25 protein-coding genes and 1 tRNA gene are annotated in these 22,361 nt (G+C 67.1%); 12 read left to right on the forward strand and 14 right to left on the reverse strand.

All coding sequences use genetic code 11. From position 1 onward, the window contains the following. Positions 1-5: 5 nt before the first annotated feature. Positions 6-647: a TlpA family protein disulfide reductase gene (locus tag CRM90_RS24325; protein ID WP_102809478.1), complete on the reverse strand. Its 642-nt coding sequence runs from the start codon at positions 645-647 to the stop codon at positions 6-8. 22 nt (positions 648-669) lie between these two features. Next, positions 670-1,350 (reverse strand): endonuclease III, encoded by a 681-nt coding sequence (gene nth, locus CRM90_RS24330; protein ID WP_199190038.1) that lies wholly within the window; start codon positions 1,348-1,350, stop codon positions 670-672. 226 nt (positions 1,351-1,576) lie between these two features. On the opposite strand from nth, the gene CRM90_RS24335 reads away from it, so the two are divergent. Together CRM90_RS24335 and crp are read left to right on the forward strand one after the other, a co-directional pair. After that, positions 1,577-1,876, forward strand: coding sequence for a hypothetical protein (locus CRM90_RS24335; protein WP_102809480.1), 300 nt, complete (start codon positions 1,577-1,579; stop codon positions 1,874-1,876). 100 nt (positions 1,877-1,976) lie between these two features. Further along, entirely contained in the window at positions 1,977-2,651 is a 675-nt protein-coding gene (gene crp, locus CRM90_RS24340; protein ID WP_005138643.1) for a cAMP-activated global transcriptional regulator CRP, read from the forward strand. A gap of 10 nt (positions 2,652-2,661) precedes the next feature. Here crp and CRM90_RS24345 read toward each other — a convergent pair whose 3' ends face one another. Genes CRM90_RS24345 through sp36 form a run of 3 tightly spaced genes read right to left on the reverse strand, consistent with a single transcriptional unit; the run spans position 2,662 to position 4,072 of the window. Beyond that, positions 2,662-3,462: an MBL fold metallo-hydrolase gene (locus CRM90_RS24345; RefSeq protein WP_102809481.1), complete on the reverse strand. Its 801-nt coding sequence runs from the start codon at positions 3,460-3,462 to the stop codon at positions 2,662-2,664. Beyond that, a complete protein-coding gene (locus CRM90_RS24350) occupies positions 3,459-3,914 on the reverse strand; it encodes a RidA family protein (protein WP_102809482.1) in 456 nt (151 codons plus the stop codon). Before CRM90_RS24350 ends, CRM90_RS24345 begins: the two co-directional genes overlap by 4 nt. Continuing rightward, the gene (gene sp36, locus CRM90_RS24355; protein WP_005138621.1) at positions 3,911-4,072 is read right to left on the reverse strand and encodes a Sp36 family protein; all 162 of its coding nucleotides are present in this window, start codon (positions 4,070-4,072) and stop codon (positions 3,911-3,913) included. The genes CRM90_RS24350 and sp36 overlap by 4 nt, the downstream gene beginning before the upstream one ends. A 62-nt stretch (positions 4,073-4,134) precedes the next feature. Here sp36 and bagA point away from each other — a divergent pair, with 62 nt between their 5' ends. Then, on the forward strand, positions 4,135-5,157 hold the full coding sequence (gene bagA, locus CRM90_RS24360) for an ATPase BagA (RefSeq protein ID WP_102809483.1): 1,023 nt from the start codon (positions 4,135-4,137) through the stop codon (positions 5,155-5,157). Positions 5,158-5,212: 55 nt separating this feature from the next. Beyond that, positions 5,213-6,346, forward strand: coding sequence for an ATPase BagB (gene bagB / locus CRM90_RS24365; RefSeq protein ID WP_102809484.1), 1,134 nt, complete (start codon positions 5,213-5,215; stop codon positions 6,344-6,346). Between the two features lie 39 nt (positions 6,347-6,385). Here bagB and CRM90_RS24370 read toward each other — a convergent pair whose 3' ends face one another. Further along, a complete protein-coding gene (locus CRM90_RS24370) occupies positions 6,386-6,739 on the reverse strand; it encodes a WhiB family transcriptional regulator (RefSeq protein WP_083120837.1) in 354 nt (117 codons plus the stop codon). Between the two features lie 292 nt (positions 6,740-7,031). Here CRM90_RS24370 and ponA2 point away from each other — a divergent pair, with 292 nt between their 5' ends. The 4 genes from ponA2 to CRM90_RS24390 all read left to right on the forward strand — a co-directional run bounded on the left by ponA2 (position 7,032) and on the right by CRM90_RS24390 (position 11,917). Beyond that, positions 7,032-9,464 (forward strand): transglycosylase/D,D-transpeptidase PonA2, encoded by a 2,433-nt coding sequence (gene ponA2 / locus CRM90_RS24375; RefSeq protein ID WP_102809485.1) that lies wholly within the window; start codon positions 7,032-7,034, stop codon positions 9,462-9,464. Positions 9,465-9,502: 38 nt separating this feature from the next. After that, a complete protein-coding gene (locus CRM90_RS24380; RefSeq protein ID WP_102809486.1) occupies positions 9,503-10,459 on the forward strand; it encodes a metallophosphoesterase in 957 nt (318 codons plus the stop codon). Between the two features lie 25 nt (positions 10,460-10,484). Beyond that, a complete protein-coding gene (gene cds1, locus CRM90_RS24385) occupies positions 10,485-11,603 on the forward strand; it encodes an L-cysteine desulfhydrase Cds1 (protein ID WP_102809487.1) in 1,119 nt (372 codons plus the stop codon). 240 nt (positions 11,604-11,843) lie between these two features. Next, positions 11,844-11,917: transfer RNA gene (locus CRM90_RS24390), tRNA-Pro, on the forward strand. A gap of 55 nt (positions 11,918-11,972) precedes the next feature. Here CRM90_RS24390 and CRM90_RS24395 read toward each other — a convergent pair. From CRM90_RS24395 to CRM90_RS24405, 3 genes are all read right to left on the reverse strand, one after another. After that, entirely contained in the window at positions 11,973-13,358 is a 1,386-nt protein-coding gene (locus tag CRM90_RS24395) for an alpha/beta hydrolase (protein WP_102809488.1), read from the reverse strand. Between the two features lie 151 nt (positions 13,359-13,509). After that, positions 13,510-14,238 carry a hypothetical protein gene (locus CRM90_RS30765; protein ID WP_199190034.1) on the reverse strand — a complete coding sequence of 243 codons (729 nt, stop codon included), beginning with the start codon at positions 14,236-14,238 and terminating at the stop codon, positions 13,510-13,512. Between the two features lie 139 nt (positions 14,239-14,377). After that, positions 14,378-16,048 (reverse strand): FAD-binding dehydrogenase, encoded by a 1,671-nt coding sequence (locus CRM90_RS24405; RefSeq protein WP_102809489.1) that lies wholly within the window; start codon positions 16,046-16,048, stop codon positions 14,378-14,380. A gap of 44 nt (positions 16,049-16,092) precedes the next feature. On the opposite strand from CRM90_RS24405, the gene CRM90_RS24410 reads away from it, so the two are divergent. After that, entirely contained in the window at positions 16,093-16,458 is a 366-nt protein-coding gene (locus CRM90_RS24410; RefSeq protein WP_102809490.1) for a hypothetical protein, read from the forward strand. A 60-nt stretch (positions 16,459-16,518) separates the two neighbouring features. Further along, positions 16,519-17,541 carry an iron-containing redox enzyme family protein gene (locus CRM90_RS24415; protein ID WP_102809491.1) on the forward strand — a complete coding sequence of 341 codons (1,023 nt, stop codon included), beginning with the start codon at positions 16,519-16,521 and terminating at the stop codon, positions 17,539-17,541. Here the strand turns inward: CRM90_RS24415 and CRM90_RS24420 are convergent. Further along, positions 17,518-17,748, reverse strand: coding sequence for a CDGSH iron-sulfur domain-containing protein (locus tag CRM90_RS24420; RefSeq protein ID WP_199190035.1), 231 nt, complete (start codon positions 17,746-17,748; stop codon positions 17,518-17,520). The genes CRM90_RS24415 and CRM90_RS24420 overlap by 24 nt on opposite strands. After that, on the reverse strand, positions 17,745-18,440 hold the full coding sequence (locus CRM90_RS24425) for a HemK2/MTQ2 family protein methyltransferase (protein ID WP_502693316.1): 696 nt from the start codon (positions 18,438-18,440) through the stop codon (positions 17,745-17,747). The genes CRM90_RS24420 and CRM90_RS24425 overlap by 4 nt, the downstream gene beginning before the upstream one ends. Positions 18,441-18,566: 126 nt before the next feature. On the opposite strand from CRM90_RS24425, the gene CRM90_RS24430 reads away from it, so the two are divergent. Then, on the forward strand, positions 18,567-19,265 hold the full coding sequence (locus tag CRM90_RS24430) for a phosphodiesterase (protein ID WP_102809515.1): 699 nt from the start codon (positions 18,567-18,569) through the stop codon (positions 19,263-19,265). Here the strand turns inward: CRM90_RS24430 and CRM90_RS30770 are convergent. The 3 genes from CRM90_RS30770 to CRM90_RS24445 form a co-directional block, all read right to left on the reverse strand. Next, a complete protein-coding gene (locus tag CRM90_RS30770) occupies positions 19,262-19,435 on the reverse strand; it encodes a hypothetical protein (RefSeq protein ID WP_199190036.1) in 174 nt (57 codons plus the stop codon). The genes CRM90_RS24430 and CRM90_RS30770 overlap by 4 nt on opposite strands. 122 nt (positions 19,436-19,557) lie before the next feature. Further along, the gene (locus tag CRM90_RS24440) at positions 19,558-20,544 is read right to left on the reverse strand and encodes an LLM class F420-dependent oxidoreductase (RefSeq protein WP_102809494.1); all 987 of its coding nucleotides are present in this window, start codon (positions 20,542-20,544) and stop codon (positions 19,558-19,560) included. A 36-nt stretch (positions 20,545-20,580) separates the two neighbouring features. Further along, positions 20,581-21,045, reverse strand: a complete 465-nt coding sequence (locus tag CRM90_RS24445) for a GatB/YqeY domain-containing protein (protein ID WP_102809495.1) — start codon at positions 21,043-21,045, stop codon at positions 20,581-20,583. A gap of 99 nt (positions 21,046-21,144) precedes the next feature. Here CRM90_RS24445 and CRM90_RS24450 point away from each other — a divergent pair, with 99 nt between their 5' ends. Then, the gene (locus CRM90_RS24450) at positions 21,145-22,347 is read left to right on the forward strand and encodes a DUF7847 domain-containing protein (protein WP_199190037.1); all 1,203 of its coding nucleotides are present in this window, start codon (positions 21,145-21,147) and stop codon (positions 22,345-22,347) included. Positions 22,348-22,361: the final 14 nt, after the last annotated feature.

Here is a 22,361-nt window from a genome sequence, read left to right on the forward strand (position 1 = left end):
TGTCGTCACTGCACTGCATTCTTCACCGCAGCAGCGATCTCGTCGGCATTGGTGAACGCCTGCGGCAGGATTTTGGCAACGCTACCGTCCGCGCGCAGTATGACGGTCGCAGGCATCACGTTGGGCACTCCCAATGCCGCGGCGATCCGGCGCTGGCCGTCCTGCAGGGTGGGTAGCCGCACGCCGAGCTCAGCCAGTCGCAGCAGGCCGGCCGCCTCGTTCTCGTCCTGATGCACGGTCACCACGGCAACGTCCGGCCCGACTCGACGCTGGTAGTCCGCCATCGCAGGCAGTTCGTCCGCGCACGGCCCGCACCAATAGGCCCAGAGGTTGAGCACCACCGTGCGGCCGGCCAGCGCGCGCGCCACATCTACCTGTGCGCCGTCGGCGGCACACTCGACGACGATGCCGCGCAACTCCTTCGGGCCGGGGTTGTCGGCTGCGGCCGGACACGGCGGCAGGTCGGCGCGCCGGCGCGGCTCGGCCAGCGCCTCGGGCGTGTCGGCGTCGCGGTGGGTCCGCGACACCGGGGCGCCCGGCGACCCGCCCGACCCCGGCGGGGTGTCACCGAGCTCGAGGGCAAACGCGACGATCAGGGCTGCCGCCACAGCGAGCACCACCAGTGTCCAGCGGGTCGACGTCGTCATCAGTGCAGTTCGGGCCGCAACGTCAGAGGCCGGCCAGGGCCAGCAGATGCTCGGTTTCGGGACCCTTGACCAGTGGCGCGGCGATCAGCGGATCGGTGGGCCCGAGCCCGAACGACGGGCAATCCTTGGCCAGGACGCACACACCGCAGGCCGGCTTGCGGGCGTGGCAGACCCGGCGGCCGTGAAAAATCACGCGATGGCTCAACAGCGTCCACTCGCGGCGCTCGATCAGTTCGCCCACGATGTGTTCCACCTTGACCGGGTCTTCCTCGGCGGTCCACCGCCAACGGCGAACGAGCCGCCCGAAGTGGGTGTCGACGGTGATGCCGGGGATGTCGAAGGCATTGCCGAGGATCACGTTGGCGGTCTTGCGGCCCACGCCGGGCAGCGTCACCAATTCGTCGAGGGTGCGCGGCACTTCACCATCGAACCGCTCGACGAGTTCTTGGCCCAGCCGGATCAGCGAATTGGCCTTGTTTCGGTAGAAGCCGGTGGGACGGACCAGCTCCTCGAGTTCGGCGCGGTCGGCCTGCGCGTAATCGCGGGCGGTGCGGTACTTCTTGAACAACGCCGGCGTGGTGCGGTTGACGCCCTTATCGGTGGACTGCGCCGACAGGATGGTGGCGACGGTCAGTTCGAGCGGGTTGGTGAAATCGAGCTCGCAATACACATGCGGAAACGCCGTGGCCAAGGTGCGGTTCATCCGCCTGGCGCGCCGCACCAGACCCAGATGGGTTTCGGAGTCCCACTTTTTTGTTTCCGCCGTGCTCGCGGCCGGCGGGGTCGCAGCGCCGCCACCGGTCTTGCGCCTGGTTGACGGGCTGTTCGTGGTCACGATGCAAGGGTACTGACTGGGGTACGCCGAGCTGCGGACCGACCGGTGACAATTCGTGATCCCGCTGAGACCTTGCCCGTGTTTACTTTCCCCCGTGACCTGGTTGCTCGCGGTATGCGTCCCCGGGCTTTTGATGCTTTCAACCTTCGGGTTGCAAAGACTTGAAGAGGCCTTGCGTGTCGATCGGACCGCCGCCGACGAGGTCACCGAATATCTGGAACGGGCTGCCACGACGCCGGCCGCACAGGTTGCGCCGCACGCCGAACCCGCGTCCGGACGGGCCGAAACACCGGTCCGGCGCAGCGATGACGAGCCCGGTTTGCCCACGCGCTCACATGCCTACCCACGTCCCAATCCGCAATTTCACCGGACTCAATACGCCAATCGTGTGTAGCGTTGGCACGTCGAAAGACCGGCAACCACTAGACTGACCTTGCCCAGCCACACAGCTGGCCTGCGCATTTCATATCACCGAAGAGTTTAAGAGGGGCGACGTGGACGAGATCCTGGCGAGGGCCGGAATCTTCCAGGGAGTTGAACCCAGCGCTGTTTCCGCGCTGACGAAACAGCTTCAGCCGGTTGACTTCCCGCGGGGGCATACGGTCTTCGCCGAGGGCGAGCCCGGCGACCGGCTGTACATCATCATCTCCGGGAAGGTGAAGATCGGCCGCCGTTCCCCGGACGGCCGGGAAAACCTGCTGACAATCATGGGTCCGTCGGACATGTTCGGTGAACTGTCCATCTTCGACCCGGGGCCGCGGACGTCCAGCGCCACCACGATCACCGAGGTGCGCGCGGTCTCCATGGACCGTGATGCGCTGCGGGCGTGGATCGCCGACCGGCCGGAGATCGCCGAGCAGTTGCTGCGGGTGTTGGCCCGCCGCCTGCGCCGCACCAACAACAACCTCGCCGACCTCATCTTCACCGACGTCCCGGGGCGGGTCGCCAAGCAGCTGCTGCAGCTGGCCCAGCGATTCGGCACCCAGGAGGGCGGCGCACTGCGGGTCACCCATGACCTCACCCAAGAGGAGATCGCCCAGCTGGTGGGCGCCTCGCGCGAGACGGTCAACAAGGCCCTGGCCGATTTCGCCCACCGCGGCTGGATCCGCCTGGAGGGCAAGAGTGTGCTGATCAGCGACAGCGAGCGGCTGGCGCGGCGAGCACGCTAGAGCCCGCTGATCACGCGCGCAGATAGTCCAGCTGGGCGCGCACCGATTTCTCGGCGGCGTCCCACAGTTTCTGGTCGACGTCGGTGTAGACGTGTTCGACGACCTGCCGCGCGGTGGCGTCCGCACCGAGCGCCCGCAGGGCCTGGCGAACCTGCTCGAGCCGTTCTTCGCGGTGCGATAGATACAAGGTGGTGACGGCTTCGAGGTCGTCGAGGTCGGGGCCATGCCCCGGCAGCACCGTGCGAGGCCCGAGCCCCTGCAGCCGGCGCAACGAATCCAGGTATTGGGTCAGGCTGCCGTCCTCGTCGTCGATGACGGTGGTGCCACGGCCGAGCACCGTGTCGGCGGTCAGCACCGGACCTTTCCCGGCGCTGCGCTTGCCCCTGGCATCGTCGACCAGGAACGACAGTGAGTCCGCGGTGTGTCCGGGGGTGGCCATCACCGTGATCCGCAGGCCGGCGGCGTCAATGACCTCACCATCGCTCAACGGTCCGCCGAGCCCGCGCAGGAACCCGCTGCCCACCGAGCGCACCACGGCTCCGGTCCGGTCGACGATCTTGTCGATGCCACCGGTGTGGTCCTCGTGCTTGTGACTGATCAGCACCAGCGAGATGGTGCCGAGCTCGGCGAGCCTGTCGATGTGCTCGTCGTCGTCGGGACCCGGGTCGACGATCACCATCTCGTCGCTGCCGGGCCCGCGCAGCACCCACGTGTTGGTGCCGTCCAGCGTCATGATCCCCGGGTTGTTGCACAGGAGTACCGAGGCCGTGTCGGTCACCGGCCGCAGAATCCCGTACGCCGGATGGGTCATTCCACCTCGGCGATGAGCTCGACCTCCACCGGCGCGTTCAGCGGCAGCTCGGATACTCCGACCGCGGAGCGAGCGTGCGTGCCGGCCTCGCCGAACACCTCACCCAGGAACTCCGAGGCCCCGTTGATGACACCGGGTTGACCGGTGAAGCCGGGCGCCGACGCGACGAACCCGACCACCTTGACCACCCGCGTCACCTTGTCGAGGCCCACCAGCGCGTCGATCGCGGCCAGGGCGTTCAGCGCACACACCTGCGCGGCCTGCTTGGCCTGCTCGGCGGTCACCTCGGCGCCGACCTTGCCGGTGTGGACCAGGCTGCCCGATTCGGTCGGAAGCTGGCCGGAGGTATAGACGAGGTTGCCGGTCCGCACCGCGGGCACGTACGCCGCCAGCGGCTTGGCGGGCGTCGGCAGGGTCAGCCCGAGCTCGGCCAACCGCTGGGATGGGGTCACTTGGGGCGCTTCAGGTACGCGACATGCTGTTCACCGGTAGGGCCGGGGAGGACCGCGACCAGTTCCCAGCCGTCGGCGCCCCACTGGTCGAGGATCTGCTTGGTGGCGTGGGTCAGCAGCGGAACCGTGGCGTATTCCCATGTCGTGGGTTGACTCATGACCGAAGCCTATCGCTCGCTCCCTTTGCCGCCGGGGCCCACAGGGGCTTGGCTAGCATGCACTGATGGCGACCACATCGAGCGACGGCAGCTCTCTGGCCTGGCCCTCCCGTCTGACCAAGGCGCGGCTGCACTTCGTGACCGGCAAGGGCGGTACCGGCAAGACCACGGTCGCAGCGGCGCTCGCACTGACCCTGGCCGCGGGCGGTCGCAGGGTGCTGCTCGTGGAAGTTGAAGGGCGGCAAGGCATTGCGCAGCTGTTCGACGTTCCGCCGCTGCCCTACGAGGAGCTGAAGATCGCCACCGCCGAGGGCGGCGGCCACGTCAACGCGCTGGCTGTCGACATCGAGGCGGCGTTCCTGGAATACCTCGACATGTTCTACAACCTCGGCCTGGCCGGCCGGGCGATGCGCCGGATCGGTGCCATCGAGTTCGCGACGACGATCGCGCCGGGCCTGCGTGACGTCTTGCTCACCGGCAAGATCAAGGAGTCGGTGGTGCGACTGGACCGCAACAAGCGCCCGGCGTACGACGCGATCGTCGTCGACTCTCCTCCGACCGGCCGGATCGCCCGGTTCCTCGACGTCACCAAGGCCGTCTCGGACCTGGCCAAGGGCGGCCCGGTGCACTCGCAGGCCGACGGCGTGGTCAAGCTGCTGCACTCCGAGCAGACCGCGATCCATCTGGTGACCCTGCTCGAGGCGCTGCCGATCCAGGAGACCATCGAGGCCATAGAGGAACTCAAAGAACTCGGCCTGCCCATCGGCAGCGTGATCGTGAACCGCAACATCCCGCCGTTCCTGCCCGCCGCCGACCTCGCGAAGGCCGCCGAGGGCGACATCGATGCCGACGCGGTGCGCGCCGGCCTCGACATGGTGGGCATCAATCTGGCCGACGACGACTTCGCCGGGCTGCTGACGGAGACCATCGAGCACGCCAGCCGGATCAAGGCCCGCTCCGAGAGCGCTGAGCAACTCGACCGTCTGGAGGTTCCACGCCTGGAGCTCCCGACGATCGCCGACGGGGTGGATTTGGGAAGTCTGTACGAGTTGGCGGAAACGCTTGCGCAGCAAGGTGTCCGATGAGTGATGCGAAGAGGGCACGTCAGGCGGACGTGACGACGACAATCGGAGTGAAGCGATGAGCACCGCGCCCCCAGTACTCGACATGAAGTCGATCCTGGCCGACAAGTCCAACCGGGTCGTGGTGTGTTGTGGCGCCGGCGGCGTCGGCAAGACCACCACCGCGGCGTCGATGGCATTGCGCGCCGCCGAATACGGCCGTCACGTTGTGGTGTTGACCATCGACCCCGCCAAGCGACTGGCGCAGGCCTTGGGAATCGAGGAGCTCGGCAACACGCCGCAGCGGGTACCGCTGGCTCCGGAGGTGACCGGCGAGCTGTACGCGATGATGCTCGACATGCGCCGGACGTTCGACGAGATGGTGGTCGAATACTCGGGATCCGAACGCGCACAGTCGATTCTGGACAATCAGTTCTATCAGACCGTCGCCACATCACTGGCCGGCACGCAGGAATACATGGCCATGGAGAAGCTCGGCCAGCTGCTCGGTCAGGACCGCTGGGATCTGGTGGTGGTGGACACGCCGCCGTCGCGCAACGCCCTGGACTTCCTCGACGCACCGAAGCGGCTCGGCAGCTTCATGGACGGCCGCCTCTGGCGGTTGCTCCTGGCGCCCGGTCGCGGCTTCGGCAAGCTGGTGACCGGTGTCGTCGGCCTGGCGATGAAGGCCATGTCGACCATCCTCGGTTCGCAGATGCTCTCGGACGCTTCGGCATTCGTGCAATCGCTGGATTCGACGTTCGGCGGTTTCCGCGAGAAGGCGGACCGCACCTACGAGTTGCTCAAGCGCCGCGGCACTCAGTTCGTGGTGGTGTCGGCGGCCGAGCCGGATGCGCTTCGCGAGGCGTCATTCTTCGTCGACCGGCTCTCGACGGAGGGCATGCCGTTGGCGGGGCTGATCCTCAACCGCACCCACCCGACGCTGTCCTCGCTCACCGTGGAGCGCGCCATCGACGGCATCGAGGAGTTGGAAGCAGCGGGCCCCGACAACGGGAATCAACTTGCGGCGGCGGTGCTGCAGATCCACGCCGACCGGGCGCAGACCGCCAAGCGGGAGGTGCGGTTGTTGTCGCGGTTCACGGGCGCCAATCCGCATGTTCCGGTGGTGGGCGTGCCCTCGTTGCCGTTCGATGTGTCGGATCTCGACGCCTTGCAGGCGATCGCCGATCAGATCACGGGAGAAACCGCGTAAAGAGAGTCCCGGCCGATCGGCCGGGACTCCTCGCGAAAATTAGCTGACGCTGCGGTGCTTGCGCTGCGCGGCGAAGAATTCCGACCAGGACACCACTTCGGGGTGCTGCTTGAGCAGTGCGCGACGCTGACGTTCCGTCATGCCGCCCCACACACCGAATTCCACCCGATTGTCGAGCGCGTCCGCGCCACACTCGGCCATGACCGGACAGTGACGGCAGATGACCGCGGCCTTGCGCTGGGCGGCGCCGCGGACGAATAGCTCATCGGGGTCGGTTGACCGGCACAAAGCTCGCGAAACCCACGCGATCCGGGCTTCCCCGTCCGCACCTGGGATGGATCCGTGCAAAAGCGCTGCGCTTGGCTTGCGAACAGCGGTCCGAATACCTGACACCGACGGTCCCCTTCGTCCGGCCGCTGTCTGCGGCTGACAATCTTCTGGTGTAGGCCGCGTATGCGATCTACGCCACATTGCGACTTGGAGTGTTACCTGTATCGCACTGTCTGTTTAAGTTAGGTGGTCAGGTATCTTTTGCGCAACAGTTGAATCACAGGTTTTTTGGGACGACCGTCCAGACCGATCATGAACTGGCATTTTCTGACTATCGCGTAAATACCGTCGATATCCTCGTAGGCCGAGGGACGCTGCGCAAGACCCGTCCCGGTCTCTCGTTACTCTGTAGCTCATGTCGGAACGCCCGCCAGCCGGGGCCACGATCATCAAGCTGGCCTGGTGCTGCCTGTTGGCCAGCGTGATACTGGCGGCGCTCCTATTTCCCGTGGTCGGCGGGGTGGGACTGATTTCCAACCGCGCCTCCGATGTGGTGGCCAACGGCTCGGCTCAGCTGGTCGAGGGCGAAGTGCCCGCGGTGACCACCATGGTGGATGCCAAGGGCAACCCCATCGCCTGGCTGTACTCGCAACGTCGCTTCGAGGTTCCGAGCGACAAAATCGCCGACACCATGAAGCTGGCAATCGTGTCCATCGAGGACAAGAGATTTGCCGAACATAACGGTGTCGACTGGAAAGGCACGCTCACCGGCTTGGCCGGTTACGCCTCCGGCGACGTCGACACCCGCGGCGGCTCCACGATCGAGCAGCAGTACGTCAAGAACTATCAGCTGCTGGTGATCGCCCAGACGGACGCCGAGAAGCGTGCGGCCGTGGAGACCACGCCGGCCCGCAAGCTGCGGGAGATCCGGATGGCGCTCACGCTGGACAAGACGTTCACCAAAGCTGAGATCTTGACCCGCTATCTGAACCTGGTCAGCTTCGGCAACGGCGCCTTCGGCATCCAGGACGCCGCCCAGACGTACTTCGGCATTGACGCCTCCCAGCTGAACTGGCAGCAGGCCGCACTGCTGGCCGGGATGGTGCAGTCGACCAGCGCGCTGAACCCGTACACCAACCCCGACGGCGCGCTGGCGCGCCGCAACCTCGTGCTCGACACGATGATCGACAACGTCCCGGGCAAGGCCGATGAGCTGCGGGCCGCCAAGCAGGAACCGCTGGGCATCCTGCCGCAGCCGAATGAACTGCCGCGCGGCTGCATCGCCGCCGGCGACCGCGCGTTCTTCTGCGATTACGTGCAGGAGTACCTCGCGCGGGCCGGCATCAGCAAGGACCAGCTCGCCCGCGGCGGCTATCTGATCAAGACCACGCTGGATCCCGATGTGCAGAATTCGGTGAAGAGCGCCGTCGACTCGCTTGCCCCGCCGGATATCAACGGCATCGCCAGCGTGATGAGCGTCGTGCTGCCGGGCAAGGACTCCCACCCGGTGGTCGCGATGGTCAGTAACCGGACCTACGGTCTGAACTCCGCGGTCGGGGAAACCATGCAGCCGCAACCCTTTTCGCTCGCCGGTGACGGTGCGGGCTCGATCTTCAAGATCTTCACCACGGCCGCCGCGCTGGACATGGGCATGGGTATCAACGCCAATCTCGACGCCCCCTCGCGCTTCGAGGCGAAAGGGCTCGGCAGTGGCGGCGCCAAAGGCTGCCCACGGGACACCTGGTGTGTGCAGAACGACGGCAACTACCGCGGATCGATGAGCGTCACCGACGCGCTGGCCCAGTCGCCCAACACCGCGTTCGCAAAGCTGATTTCCCAGGTGGGCGTGCAGCGCACGGTCGATATGGCCGTCAAACTGGGCCTGCGTTCCTACGCCGAGCCCGGTACCGCGCGTCCGTACGATCCCGACACCAACGAGAGCCTCGCCGACTTCATCAAGCGGCAGAATCTCGGATCGTTCACGCTGGGCCCCATCCAGGTCAACGCGCTCGAGTTGTCCAACGTCGCGGCCACGCTGGCCTCCGGTGGCACCTGGTGCCCGCCCAACCCCGTCGACAAGCTCTACGACCGCAACGGCAACGAGGTCTCCGTCACCACCGAGACCTGCGATCAGGTGGTGCCGGAAGGCTTGGCCAACACGCTGTCCAACGCGCTGAGCAAGGACGATGTCAGCGGTACCGCGGCAGCGTCGGCCCGCTCGGTGGGCTGGGACCTGCCGACGTCGGGCAAGACCGGCACCACCGAGGCACATCGGTCCTCGGGTTTCCTCGGCTACACCAACCGCTACGCGGCGGCCGCCTACATCTACGACGACTCCACGTCCCCGTCCGATCTGTGTTCCTTCCCGCTGCGGCAGTGCGGCGACGGCAACCTCTACGGCGGTAATGAACCGGCCAAGACCTGGTTCACGGCGATGAAGCCGATCGCGACGAACTTCGGCGACGTCGCGCTCCCGCCCACCGATCCGCGCTACGTCGACGGCGGCCCGGGCTCCCGGGTGCCGACCGTGTCGGGCCTGACCCAGGACGCGGCGCGGACCCGCCTGAAGGAATCCGGCTTCCAGGTGGCCGACCAGGCCAGCCCGGTCAACAGCACATCGCCGGCCGGCACGGTGGTCGGCACGTCGCCGGGCGGGCAGACGATTCCCGGCTCGATCATCACGATCCAGATCAGCAACGGCATACCGCCTGCCCCGCCGCCGCCTCCGCCTGGGGCTCCGCCGATACCGGGGCTCGACGGTGCGCCGTTCGGGCAGACCGTCGTCGAGATCCCCGGACTCCCGCCGATCACCGTTCCGCTGCTGGCGCCGCCTCCGCCGCCACCATGATCGGGTGAACGGCGGACGGGGGCAGTATTCTTGCCGTTATGGCTGTGCCGTCCGCTGTGAAGTCGTCCGCCCTCGTGGCCGCCGGCTCGGCCGCGCTTGCGGTCGGCTATGCCACGGTGATCGAACGCAACGCGTTCGTCGTTCGCGAAGTGACCATGCCGGTGCTGTCGCCCGGCTCCACCCCGTTGCGGGTGCTGCACCTCAGCGACATCCATATGCGCCCGTCGCAGCGGCACAAGCAGGCCTGGCTGCGTGAACTGGCCCGCTGGGAGCCCGATCTGGTGGTCAACACCGGCGACAACCTGTCGCACCCGAAGGCCGTGCCCGCGGTGGTGCAGGCGGTCGGGGACCTGTTGTCGGTGCCGGGTGTTTTCGTGTTCGGCAGCAACGACTACTTCGCCCCGAAGTTCAAGAACCCCGCGCGGTACCTGTACGACAGCAACGGTCGTATCCACGGCAAGCCGCTGCCGTGGCAGGACCTGCGCGCCGCGTTCACCGAGCGCGGCTGGCTGGATCTGACCCACAACCGCCGCGACTTCGAGGTGGCCGGGCTGACAATCGCCGCCGCCGGCGTCGACGACCCGCATCTGGGCCGGGACCGCTACGACACCATCGCCGGGCCGCCGTCGCCTGCGGCCAACCTGTCCCTCGGTGTCGCGCACGCGCCCTACACCCGGGTGCTGGACCGCTTCGCCGCCGACGGCTATCAGCTGATCATGGCCGGCCACACCCACGGCGGACAGTTGTGCCTGCCGTTCTACGGTGCCCTGGTCACCAATTGCGATCTGGACCGGTCCCGCGTCAAGGGCGCCTCGCGGTGGGGCGCTGATACCGCCCTGCACGTCTCGGCGGGCATCGGCACATCGCCGTTCGCGCCGTACAGGTTCTGCTGTCGTCCCGAAGCCACGCTGCTGACCTTGGTGGCCGCACCGACCGGCGGCCACGACGAGACGCGAAGCGTGGTGCGGTCCAGCCCCACCGCCTCGATGCGGTGACCGCCGCCTGCCATTCCAGCCGGCCATGACGTCGATCGCCGCTCACACCCGCCCGCGCGGCTGGGTGGACAACGCCATCCGGCTGATCGAGGCCGACAGCAGGCGCAGTGCGGACACCCATCTGCTGCGTTATCCACTGCCGGCGTCGTGGAGCGGTGGCGTCGACATCGCGCTATATCTCAAGGACGAGTCAACGCATATCACCGGCAGTCTCAAACACCGGCTGGCCCGCTCGCTGTTTCTGTACGGGTTGTGCAATGGCTGGATCGGCGAGCACACCACGGTCGTCGAGGCGTCCTCAGGATCGACAGCGGTCTCCGAGGCGTATTTCGCCGCGTTGTTGGGATTGCCGTTCGTCGCCGTGATGACCGCCTCGACGAGCGCGTCCAAGGTGAAGCTGATCGAGGCGCAGGGCGGGCGGTGTCATTTCGTCGACGAGCCCGGCCAGGTGTACACGGCGGCTCAGCGGATCGCCGAGGAGACCGGCGGCCACTACCTGGACCAGTTCACCAACGCCGAGCGGGCCACCGACTGGCGGGGCAACAACAACATCGCCGAGTCGATCTACGACCAGATGAGTGCCGAACGCCATCCGATCCCGACGTGGATCGTGGTCGGCGCCGGCACCGGGGGCACCAGCGCCACGATCGGGCGCTATGTCCGGTACCGACGCCATGAAACGAAGTTGTGCGTGGTGGACCCGGAGAACTCGGCGTTCTTCCCGTCCTACGCACACGGCCGCGACGTCGTCACCGGGGCGCCGTCGCGCATCGAGGGCATCGGCCGTCCGCGCGTCGAGCCGTCGTTCCTGCCGGAGATCGTCGACCGCATGGTGAGCGTTCCCGATGCCGCGTCGATCGCGGCGGCACATCACGTCTCGCGGGTATTGGGCCGTCGTGTCGGGCCCTCGACGGGAACCAACGTCTGGGGCGCGTTCGGCCTGTTGGCCGAGATGGTCGCGGCCGGTGTCGGCGGCTCGGTGGTCACCCTGATCGCTGACAGCGGCGACCGCTACGCCGACACGTACTACAACGCCGACTGGTTAGCGGGTCACAACCTCAACCCCGGCGAGCACGCGGACGCGCTGGCCGAGTTCGAACGATCCTGCGGCTGGGTCTGGTCCGGCTCGTCGACGACGTCGTAGTCGCCGGTCACCACCAGCCACAGCGCTGCGAGCAGGAAGAAACCCCCGTACACCACGGCCCCCAAAGCGGTCATCATCCGCCCCACCTTTCGCTGCTCGGCGCATTTGTGTCGCCGTCAGTTTCCATAACGCCACCGACAGGTCAGATCCATCCCGCGACACGCCGTGAACTTCGCCGAGGGCCCGACAAGCCGTTTGGCTTCTCACCGGTCGCGTGCGATACGCTGTCGAGGCTTCACGCGGGGTGTGGCGCAGCTTGGTAGCGCGCTTCGTTCGGGACGAAGAGGTCGTGGGTTCGAATCCCGCCACCCCGACTGCGAAAAGTAGAGGGCCTCGATCGATTATTCGGTTGAGGCTTCTTTCGTTGCTCTACAGGCCCAGCGACTGATAGATCCCGGCCCGCTCCCGGTAGGCGTCAGGCAGGGGCGCGAAGATCGTCCAGTCGTGGAACTGGCCCTTCCTGAGCACGAACGTGAAGTCCGCACCGGCCGCGGTCGCCTTGTCACGCAACCGCAGCGCCTGCTGGGTCAGCAGATCCCGAGAGCTCGAGTACACCGTCGTCGGCGGCAGTCCGCCCAGCGAGCCGAAGATCGGGCTGACGACGGGATCGTTCGCGGCGAGATCGCCCGCCCACGACAGCAGGTTGTTGTCGTGCCCGTCGTGGGGATTGCCCAGCAGCGGGTCGTCCACCGGGTTGGGGAACGTGTCGCTGAGATCGAGGGCGGGGGCCAGCAGAAGGAGTCGATGCGGCTGGGTGCCGTCGCGCTTGACGATTTCCTGCAATGCGGCCAAGGCGATGGTGCCACCGGCCGAGTCGCCCATCACGCTCACGTTGTCCGAGCCGTGGGCGGCGATCTGCGCGCCGATGAAGTCGGCCATCACCGGGATGTCGGTTGCCGCAGTGCCAACGGGCGCAAGGGTATACAGCGGGACCACGATCGTCGCGTGCGTATCGCGGGCCATGTCTGTGTAGGTCCACCAGTGGAAGATGCTGATCTGGCCGATGAACGAGCCACCGTGAATGGCCACCACGTACTGGCCGCTGGGGTCACGCGGTGTCAGCGTCCACACGGCCATGCCTTCGTATTCCGTCTTCTGCGCTGCGATCCCGGACAGCAGGAAGAAGTCCGGCTTCCCGTCAGTGAAGAATGGGATCTGCGCGCTGGTTCCACTCAAACTGAAGGGCAGGTTGAGAGCCTTGGTCACGAAGTTGATGGCGCGCAGGCCGGCCACCACCGCGCGCTGAAAAATAGTGGGCGGCGGACCACTGTACAAACTCATCTCAACCGGCGGTGCCGCCTCGGCGGACACCGCCTCCGCCTTGGGTGTCACCCTGGCCGACGATGCGTGTGCGACGACATCGGTGGTGGGATTGACCACCAAAGACGTTGTAGCCGAGGGCTTTGCCGTCGCCGCCGCCGGTGAGACCGCGTCCTGGTTGTCGCGCCGGGTGGCACCGAGAACTGAGAGTGCCACCGCCACGACGTTGGGCGTCTTCGGCGCGGGGACTGTGGACGTGATCCGCACCGGATTCGAAACCACCGACATTGCTTGCGATTTCGTCGCTGAACGAGGCTTTTGTCGAGCGCTGGACGCGGATGTGTTCTTGGTCGACGCCGCCGACGAGGAGGGGCCGTCCGACGCGGATCCGGTGTCCGCCCATGCGACACCTTGGGCGGCCAGCGCTATGCCCGCACCCACCCCGAGGGCGGCGGCAAGCCCACCGACTCGCCCGACGAACACGCCTGCTGCCATGGCCCGACCTCCCGACGACGCTGTGGTTAGGCCGAAACTAGCAGGACCGCCCGGGTCGCAACGCGATTTGCGGCGTGGCCAGCGAGGTGAACATAGACAGAGACCGTTCGCCGGCTCATGCGGCGAACGGTCCAGCCTCAATGGCTCCGCGTCAGAACGGCGGCGGCGGTAACCCCGGCGGCGGCGGCAGCGGGGGCGGGCCGGGTAGCGGCGGCGAGCCCGGCAGGAATGGAATCCACGGCGGCGGCGGCAGCGCGGGTGGCGGCGGCAGCGGCGGCGGTCCGATCGCGGGCGGCGGAGGCAGCGGGCCGAGCGCCGGTGGCGGAGGCATGGGGCCCAATGCCGGTGGCGGAGGCAACACCGGAGCTGCCGGCAACGCAGCTGCCGCGGGCGGTGGTGGCAACGCGGGGGCTGCCGGTGCCGGAGGCAACACCGCAGCCGCCGGCACCGCAGCCGCCGGAACCGATGCTGCGGCCGGAACCGCTGCTGCCACCGGAACCGAGGCTGCCGCGGGAACCGCCGCGCCCGTCAAGGCCGCGAGCGGGTTCCCATTCTGGAATGCGGAGAACACCAGCGCAGAGCCCACACTGCCGGCCACCGCGGTGGTACCACCGATCGCACCATTGGCGATCGGTACCCCGATGGCGAGCCCGACGTTTTGCGCGGCCTGGTCCTGGGCCGTCTGGCGAGCCTCATCCACCGAACGACCGATGGTGTTGTTGTACGTGTTCGTCAAGCTGTCGAGGTACGTCTGAAGATCCGACCCCTGATCGGCCGTCGCATTGGGGGCGGCTGCACCCGTGCCAGCCGCCGCAAACAACGCCCCCAGCGACAACGAAGTCGCAGCCACCGCCCGAAGCGATGTATGACGAAGGCTCATAACGGCCCCCTTCCTGATGGCGCCATACTATCGGGCCGGGCGACAAACCGACACTTACGATTTTCTAAGCTAATGCGAATCCGCCCAGCAACGTGGCAAACCCTCAGTTCAGGCGGCTGGACGACATCAACGTCGCGGCTTACAGTGCTGCTGCGGCCGCCCTGCCCGCGGTGCGACCGGAGAACAGGCACCCGCCGAGGAACGTTCCCTCCAGCGCGTTGTAGCCGTGGACGCCACCCCCGCCGAACCCGGCGACCTCCCCTGCCGCGTACAGACCGTCGATCGGCTTGCCGTTCGCTCCGATGGCTCGCGATGACAGATCGGTCTGGATACCGCCGAGAGTTTTACGCGTGAGGATGTGCAGCTTCACCCCGATCAGCGGTCCCGCGGCCGGGTCGAGGATCCGATGCGGCGCCGCGGTCCGGCCGATGCGGTCCCCGATGTAGCGGCGAGAGTTGCGAATGCCTTGTACCTGAGCGTCTTTGGAGTACGGATTCGCCATCTGCAGATCGCGCGCCTCGATCTGTCGGCGAATCAGCCCGGCATCCAGCAGCGGTTCGTCGGTCAGTGCGTTCATCTTCGCCACCAGTTCGTCGAGGCCGTCGGCCACCGCGAAGTCCGCTCCGTTGCGCTTGAAGGCTTCCACCGGCGCCGGCGCACCCTTGCTGAACAACCGCTCCTTGAGGAACCCGGCGCGGTCCTTGCCGGTGATGTCGGGGTTCTGCTCGGAACCCGACAGGGCGAACTCCCGCTCGATCATCTTCTGAGTGAGGATGAACCAGCTGTGGTCATATCCGGCAATTTCCGGGGTGGTGCGTAGATAGCGCAGCGTGCCCAGGGTGTCATAGCCGGGCAGGTACGGCTGGGGCAGCCGCCGGCCCAGTGCGTCGAACCACATCGATGACGGTCCCGGCAGAATCCGGATGGCATGCTTCGGCCAGATCGGATCCCAGTTCTGCACACCTTCGGTGTAGTGCCACATCCGGTCTCGGTTGACCAGTCGCACGCCGGAGCCGGCGGCGATGTCGAGCATCCGCCCGTCGACGTAGGCCGGCACACCGGTGATCATTGACGCCGGTGGCGTGCCCATCCGCTGCGGCCAGTAGCGCCGGACGATGTCGTGGTTCCCACCGATACCGCCGGTGGTGACGATCACGGCTTGGGCCTGAAATTCGAAGTCGCCCAAGCGATCCCGGTTCGACGGTGCGCCGCGAGGGGCGTCGTCGGGTGCCAGAACCGTGCCTCGTACGCCGGTTGCGACACCGTCCGCGATGACCAGTTCGTCGACCCGGTGCCGGTGCCGGAAGGTCACCAGGCCGCGCTCGGCGGCAGCGAGCGCGGAGTTGACGAACGGCTCGACCACGCCGGTGCCGGTGCCCCAGGCGACGTGGAAGCGCGGCACCGAATTGCCGTGCCCGTCGGCCCGGAGGTCACCACGCTCGGCCCAGCCGACGGTCGGCAGGAACTTGATGCCGTGCCCGAGCAGCCAGGAGCGTTTCTCGCCGGCGGCGAACTCGACGTAGGCGCGGGCCCACCGCACCGCCCAGCTGTCCTCGTCGTCGACCCGGTCGAACTGCGCACTGCCGGACCAGTCACCCCAGGCGAGCTCGAGACTGTCCTTGACGCCCAGCCGACGCTGCTCGGGGGTGTCGACCAAAAACAGGCCGCCGAACGACCAGAACGCCTGGCCGCCGAGGTTGGCCTGGTTCTCCTGGTCGAGCAGCAGCACCTTCTTACCGCGGCTGGCCAGTTCGTGGGTGGCGACCAGACCGGCCAGGCCGGCGCCGATCACGATGACGTCTGCGTCCATTTGATCTGAGCCCTTCGGTGTCGAGAGAGAATTATCGTCCCCCTATGACGGAAATCAGTTTCGATCGGTGGTACCGGCCACTGGCTGCTCCGCTGGGCCTCGGCCCCGGCCGCTGCGACGTATCGGTCGTCGGCGGCATCTTGCACGTGTCGATGGGCTGGGGTTTCTCGGCCGACATTCCACTGGCGTCGATCACCGAGGCCAAGCCGGCGAAGGGGCCTTTTCTCGGGTGGGGGGTGCACGGTTGGCGCGGCCGATGGCTGGTGAACGGCTCGTCGAAAGGGGTCGTCGAGCTGGGCATCGATCCCCCGGTGCAGGCCAAGGTGGTCGGAGTTCCGACGACTCTGCGATCTCTACTCGTCAGCGTCACCGACCCCGATGCACTGGTCTCCGCTTGCTCACACAAATAAAGCCGCAACTGAAGTGACAGACGGGGTTTAGCTCCTCGCCTCTAGGGGGACAAGCTTTCAGTGACGCTTGCTCCCATAGTTGTAGAACCGCGCCTCCCCGAAGCTCGTGGGCCGGTATCGATGGCAGTCCTCGAGCTTCTCACCGAACGTGCGCCGCGCAACCATCTGCAGCGGATCGAAGCATCGCTGCATGACTCCGATCCTTACGGCATCGACATCCAGCTTGCGCTCTACGTCTGCTACGAGCTCCACTACCGCGGGTTTGCCGGCGTCGATCCGGGTTGGGAGTGGAACCCGGGACTGCTGCACTTGCGCGCCCAACTCGAAGAGATGTTCCTGACCGCTGTGCAGCGTGATGTCGGTGACATCAGTCCCGAGGACACGGCCGACGCCGAAATGGCGAAGCTGACGATCGAACCGGCCGACGGGGCAGGCCCGTCCTACTATCTGCGCAGCACGGGCACCTGGGAGCAGATGCAGGAGTACTTCGTGCATCGCTCGCTCTATCACCTCAAGGAGGGCGACCCGCACGCGTGGGCCATCCCCCGGTTAACCGGGCTGGCCAAGGCAGCCTTCGTCGCCATCGAGTTCGACGAATTCGGCGGTGGCAGAAGCGATCACGCGCATCAGCAGCTCTTCGCCGACCTGATGGTCGCCGCCGGGCTGGACGCGAGCTACCTCGGGTACATCGACGCGGTGCCCGCCGAGTCGCTGGCCGTGGTGAACCTGATGTCGATGTTCGGCCTGCACCGCGCATATCGGGGAGCCGCGATCGGGCACTTCGCCTCCACCGAGATCACCTCGTCGCCGGGATCACGGCGCCTGGTCGATGCCATGGAGCGCATGGGTGCGCCCGAGACGTGCGCGCAGTTTTACCGGGAGCATGTGGAGGCCGACGCCGTGCACGAGCAGGTGGTCCGCACCGATGTGGTCGGCGACCTGGTGAGTCGCGAGCCGGCGCTGGACCGGGACGTCATCTTCGGGATCCGGGCCCACCTGATGGTGGAAGATCGGCTCGCCGATCACCTGATGCGGTGCTGGACCCGCGGGCGCAGCTCGCTACGTCGGCCGCTGACCAGCTGACGCATCGTCGTCGCCGGTACGCCGGCGACGACGATGACTGGTATCGCACAGCGGATAAGTCTTGCTGCGCTTGCACATACAGATCGCGACCATGAAGCGGTCGCACTCGACGACGGAGTTGTCGGGGAGCTCGATCCGCACCGGACCCTGCACCATCATGGGGCCGCCGCTGACGATCCGGACCACCCGGGGTTCGTCGTCGCTCACCGCTTTTCCGCGCGGATCACCACGATTTCCTCCTCCCGTCTGCCGGCCGGGAGCATACCGATCTTCTCCATCCACGACGCCCGGGCGCTGAGCACCGGGCCGAACGGAATGACCTGTCGGAGAAGGACGTCCGCGTCCAGCCCGGCGCCGCGCAGGCGGCTCAGCGACTGCTCGGTGTCCGAGAACTCCGACTGCACGATCAGCATCGTTCCGTTGTCGCTGAGCAGCTCGGCAGCCGAATCGCACAGTGGATTCAGCACCTGGCGGCCGTCGACGCCGGCATTCCAGGCCGTCGACGGGCCCACTTCGGCAGGGATCTGCTCGAGGTGCGCGTCGGGACTCGTTGGCACATAAGGCGGATTGGAGACCACCAGATCGAAGGGACCGGCCGCGACGGCGTCGCACCAGGTTCCCAGCTGCGCGTCAACACCAACGCCGGCGTCGTCGGCGTTGTCGGCCGCACATCGAACTGCCTTGGGGCAGATGTCGAAAGCGGTGACACTGCGAGCTCCCAATTGTGCGGCCGCGATCGCGATCACGCCGCTGCCCGTGCAGAGATCGACGACACGGCGGCCGGTAACGGCGCCGGTGAGCGTCATGGCTTCGATGAGCAATTGTGAATCATGTTGCGGTGCATACACACCAGGAACAGCAGCAACCGAACTTTGAAGGTCGGGGTAGAGAATGGTCAACATTGGCCTTTCGACAGTCGATCGCGCCCGTGTTTTCTCACCGCGCTGCGAGATACATGCCCCATTACGGGGGCGTTAAACCCGCTGGTTGGTTTGCCCACCCCACCGACCGGGAAGGTGTTCGGTGTGATAGCTTCCGATCTTGCTGCCCTACCCATCGCCGCGGGCGCGGCCCTCCGGCACCGCCGGTTCTTCCATCCGAGCGGAGTGTTGGCCAACGGCACGATCGAGCGGTTGTCGCCTCCCAGCGAAGGCCTGCCGGTCGAATCCGGCGACATCGTCGGCCGCGTCTCCAAAGCGGTGGGCACCCCCGGAGCTCTCCCAGACGCCGCGGGGCTGGCCTGGCGGGTGCCCCCTGCCCCGTTCGCGGCCACCCCGTGGGACGTCTTGCTGGTGTCGGCGGGCTTTGGGTCGAGCGCCTTCGTGCCCAACCGGGTCGCGTTGCGCGCGGTGACCTCGTGGTCCGAGGCGATGTACTCGAGCCTGCTGCCGCTGCGATACGAGGATGAACTGTGGTGGATCCGGGCTCGTCTGGCCACACCCGTGGACGGCCCCGGCTTGTCGCTACAGACGGTGCACCAACGCATCGACGACGGCGGTCTCGAATTCGACATCGAGCAGGCATCCGGTAGCGGCGAATTCGAGCCGATGGCGACGCTGCGGCTCACCGAGGTTGTGCCGCTCGCCGACCACGCCGAGCACGACGTTTCCTTCGACCCGGTCCGGCACAGCGCACCGGATGTGCAGGTATGGCCGGAGTGGTTGCGAAACGTCCGGGCCAAGGCGTACCGCAGCAGCCGCGAAGGACGCGACGCCGAGTCCTAGTCCGGCGGCTCTTGGTCGGGTAACGCGGCGACATCGGGGGCCACTTCTCGGGTGGCCATCCCGCCCTGGCCACCCTTGTCCGCGGGGCCGGGCCTGCCGCCGCGCGGCTCGTCCTGGTGATCGTCGGTGTAGTCGGCGTGGTCTTCCTCATCGGAGGTGGGGTCGGTCATGACCACCGGGATTACCCCGCGCCTTTCGTTTCAACCCATTGGTGGGGGGTATCACGCGCGCAACCCTGGCTCGGCACCCGCCTATTCGGTGCCAAACGCCGCGAGAGGTAAGGGAAGTGCGATCAGTTGGCAGCGTCTCGGAGCTTCGCCAACAACGGTTCGGCTGCCTTCGCCAGGAATTCGTCCTGCCCCTCGTCACCGATCTGCACGAGTGCGATGTCGGTGAATCCGGCTTCCCAGTAGGCCCTCACCGATTCGACGATGGCGTCCAGGTCGGGTCCGCACGGAATGCTGTCGGCGACGTCCTCCGGCCTGACGAACTGAGTGGCGCCTGCGAAGCCGGCCGGGGTGGGCAGGTCTGCGTTGACGTCCCAGCCGCCGCCGAACCAGCGGAACTGGTCGTGTGCCCGCTGGATCGCGGCGTCACGGTCAGGGTCCCAGCACACCGGGATCTGCCCGATGACCCGGCCGCCGCCGGCCAGGCCGGTGGCACGGCGCGCGCCGTGCCAGGCGTCGACGAGTTTGTCGTCGGGTTCCACGGCGATCAGGTGGTCGCTCAGGGTCGCGAAGGCCTCCACGGAACGCTCGCCCGACATCGCGACGCCGATGGAGACCGGCTCGTCGGGGACATCCCATATCCGTGCCGAATCGACTTCGAAGTATTCGCCCTTGTGGTCGACGAGGTCGCCGCTCAACAGCTCGCGAATGACAACGATCGCTTCTTTGAGCATGTCCTGGCGCCGCTGGATCGTCGGCCATCCCTTGCCGACGACGTGTTCGTTGAGGTTCTCGCCGGACCCCAGACCCAGGGTGAATCGGCCGTCGGCGAGGATCTGCAGGGTGGCGGCCTGCTGCGCGACGACCGCGGGGTGATAGCGCATCGTCGGGCACGTCACGTAGGTGTAGAGCGCCACCCGCTCGGTCGCGTGTGCGACCGCGCCCAACGTCGTCCAGGCATTGGGGGCATGCCCTTGGGACGTGAGCCACGGTGAGAAGTGGTCACTGGAGACTTCGAAGTCGAAGCCTGCTTGCTCAGCCGAAACAGCGTAGCGCACAAGGTCTTTGGGCCCGCTCTGCTCGGTCATCAGGGTGTATCCGAAGCGCGTCATGCGCGACGAGTACCCCGACGCACGCGAGCGAAACGACTACAGGCGCGCTTTGACCGCCGCGGACAGCCGCGAACCGTCGGCCTTACCCGCGGCGATCGCGTTGGCCGCCTTCATCACCAAGCCCATCTGCTTGGTCGACGGTCGCTCACCGATCTCCTCGGCCACCTGCGCGATCGCGGTGTCGGCCACATCGGCGACCTCGGCGTCGGTCAGCGGCGTCGGCAGGTACTCGTCGATGATCCGGGCCTCGGCGTGTTCCTCGGCGGCCAGCTCGCCTCGTCCGTTCTGGGTGTAGATCTCGGCGGACTCGCTGCGCTTCTTGGACTCCCTCGCCAGGACCTTCAGCACCTCCTCGTCGGACAGATCCCGGGCTTGCTTGCCCGAGACCTCCTCGGTCTGGATCGCCGCAAGCAGCAACCGCAGCGTCGCGGTACGCAACTTGTCCTGGTTCTTCATCGCTTCTGTGAGGTCCGATCTGAGCCGGTCCTTGAGCTCCGCCATGGCGCAAACGCTACGCGCCCGGGATGGCGAGGACGTTGAGAAATACTTCGCCGCTCGACAGGATGGACTGATGAGCTACGACGTCGGGAAGGTTCGCCGGTGACGGTACCCCCAGGACCGCCGCCGGGATGGCCTGGTCAACCGCCCTTCCCGCCGTCCGGATATCCCCCGCCGGCTTACCCGCCGCCGGGCTACGGCCCGCCAGGGTTCCCGCCGCCGGGCTACGGGCCGCCGGGCTATCCACCGCCGGGATATCCACCACCGGGCTACCCACCCCCGGGCTACGGCCCCCCAGGGTTCCCGCCGCCCGGCTACGGTCCGCAGCTACCCATGGCGCCCAAACCGGGCATCATTCCGCTGCGGCCGCTGTCACTCAGCGACATCTTCAACGGCGCAGTCGGCTACATCCGGGCCAACCCGAAGGCCACGCTCGGCCTGACAACGGTCGTCGTGGTGATCACTCAGGCGCTCGCGCTGATTCTGCAGCTGGGGCCGCTGCTCTCGATGGGCAAGGTGGGCGCCCAGCGCGGCGAGGAGCTGTCTACGCCGGCGATGCTGGGCTCCGTGGCGTCCAGTGCGACCAGCGGGCTGACCACCGCGCTCGCCGGAATTCTGCTGTCGGGCATGCTCACCGTCGTCGTGGGCCGAGCGGTCTTCGGCACCAAGATCACTGTCGGCCAGGCGTGGCAGCGCCTCCGCGGCAGGCTGTGGGCATTGATCGGCTTCAGCGCCCTTGAAGTCCTCGCTGTCCTGCTGTTGGCCGGCGTGGTCGTGGCGGTCATCGCCGGTGTTGCGGTGGCCGGTAACGGCACCGCTGCGGTGATCGTCGGCATTCCGCTGGTGCTCGGTTTGATCGCTGCGCTGGTCTACCTGTACACCGCGCTGTCGTTCGCGCCGGCGGCCGTCGTACTCGAGCGCAAGCCGATCATGGCATCCGTCCGGCGCTCGTTTGGCTTGGTACGCAACCACTTCTGGCGCATATTCGGTATTCGGTTGCTCGCGTCGGTGGTGGCCGGTGTCATCGCCGGAGCGGTCGCCGTTCCGTTCAGCATCGCCGGGCAGGTGTTCCTTCTCGGCGCGGACTCCTCGGGACCGATCGTCCTCGCCACCACATTGACCGCCATCGGGGGTGCGATCGCGCAGATCATCGTCGCGCCGTTCACCGCAGGTGTCACGGTGCTGCTGTACACCGACACGCGCATTCGCGCGGAGGCCTTCGATCTGGTGCTGCAGACCGGTGCCACCGCGGCGCCGGCGGAACCCGCGGCTGCCGACGATTTATGGCTCACGCCGCCGCGCTGACGCTCCGGATCACC

Origin of the sequence: Mycobacterium sp. ENV421, assembly GCF_002887815.1 — a bacterium.
Lineage (GTDB): Bacteria > Actinomycetota > Actinomycetes > Mycobacteriales > Mycobacteriaceae > Mycobacterium.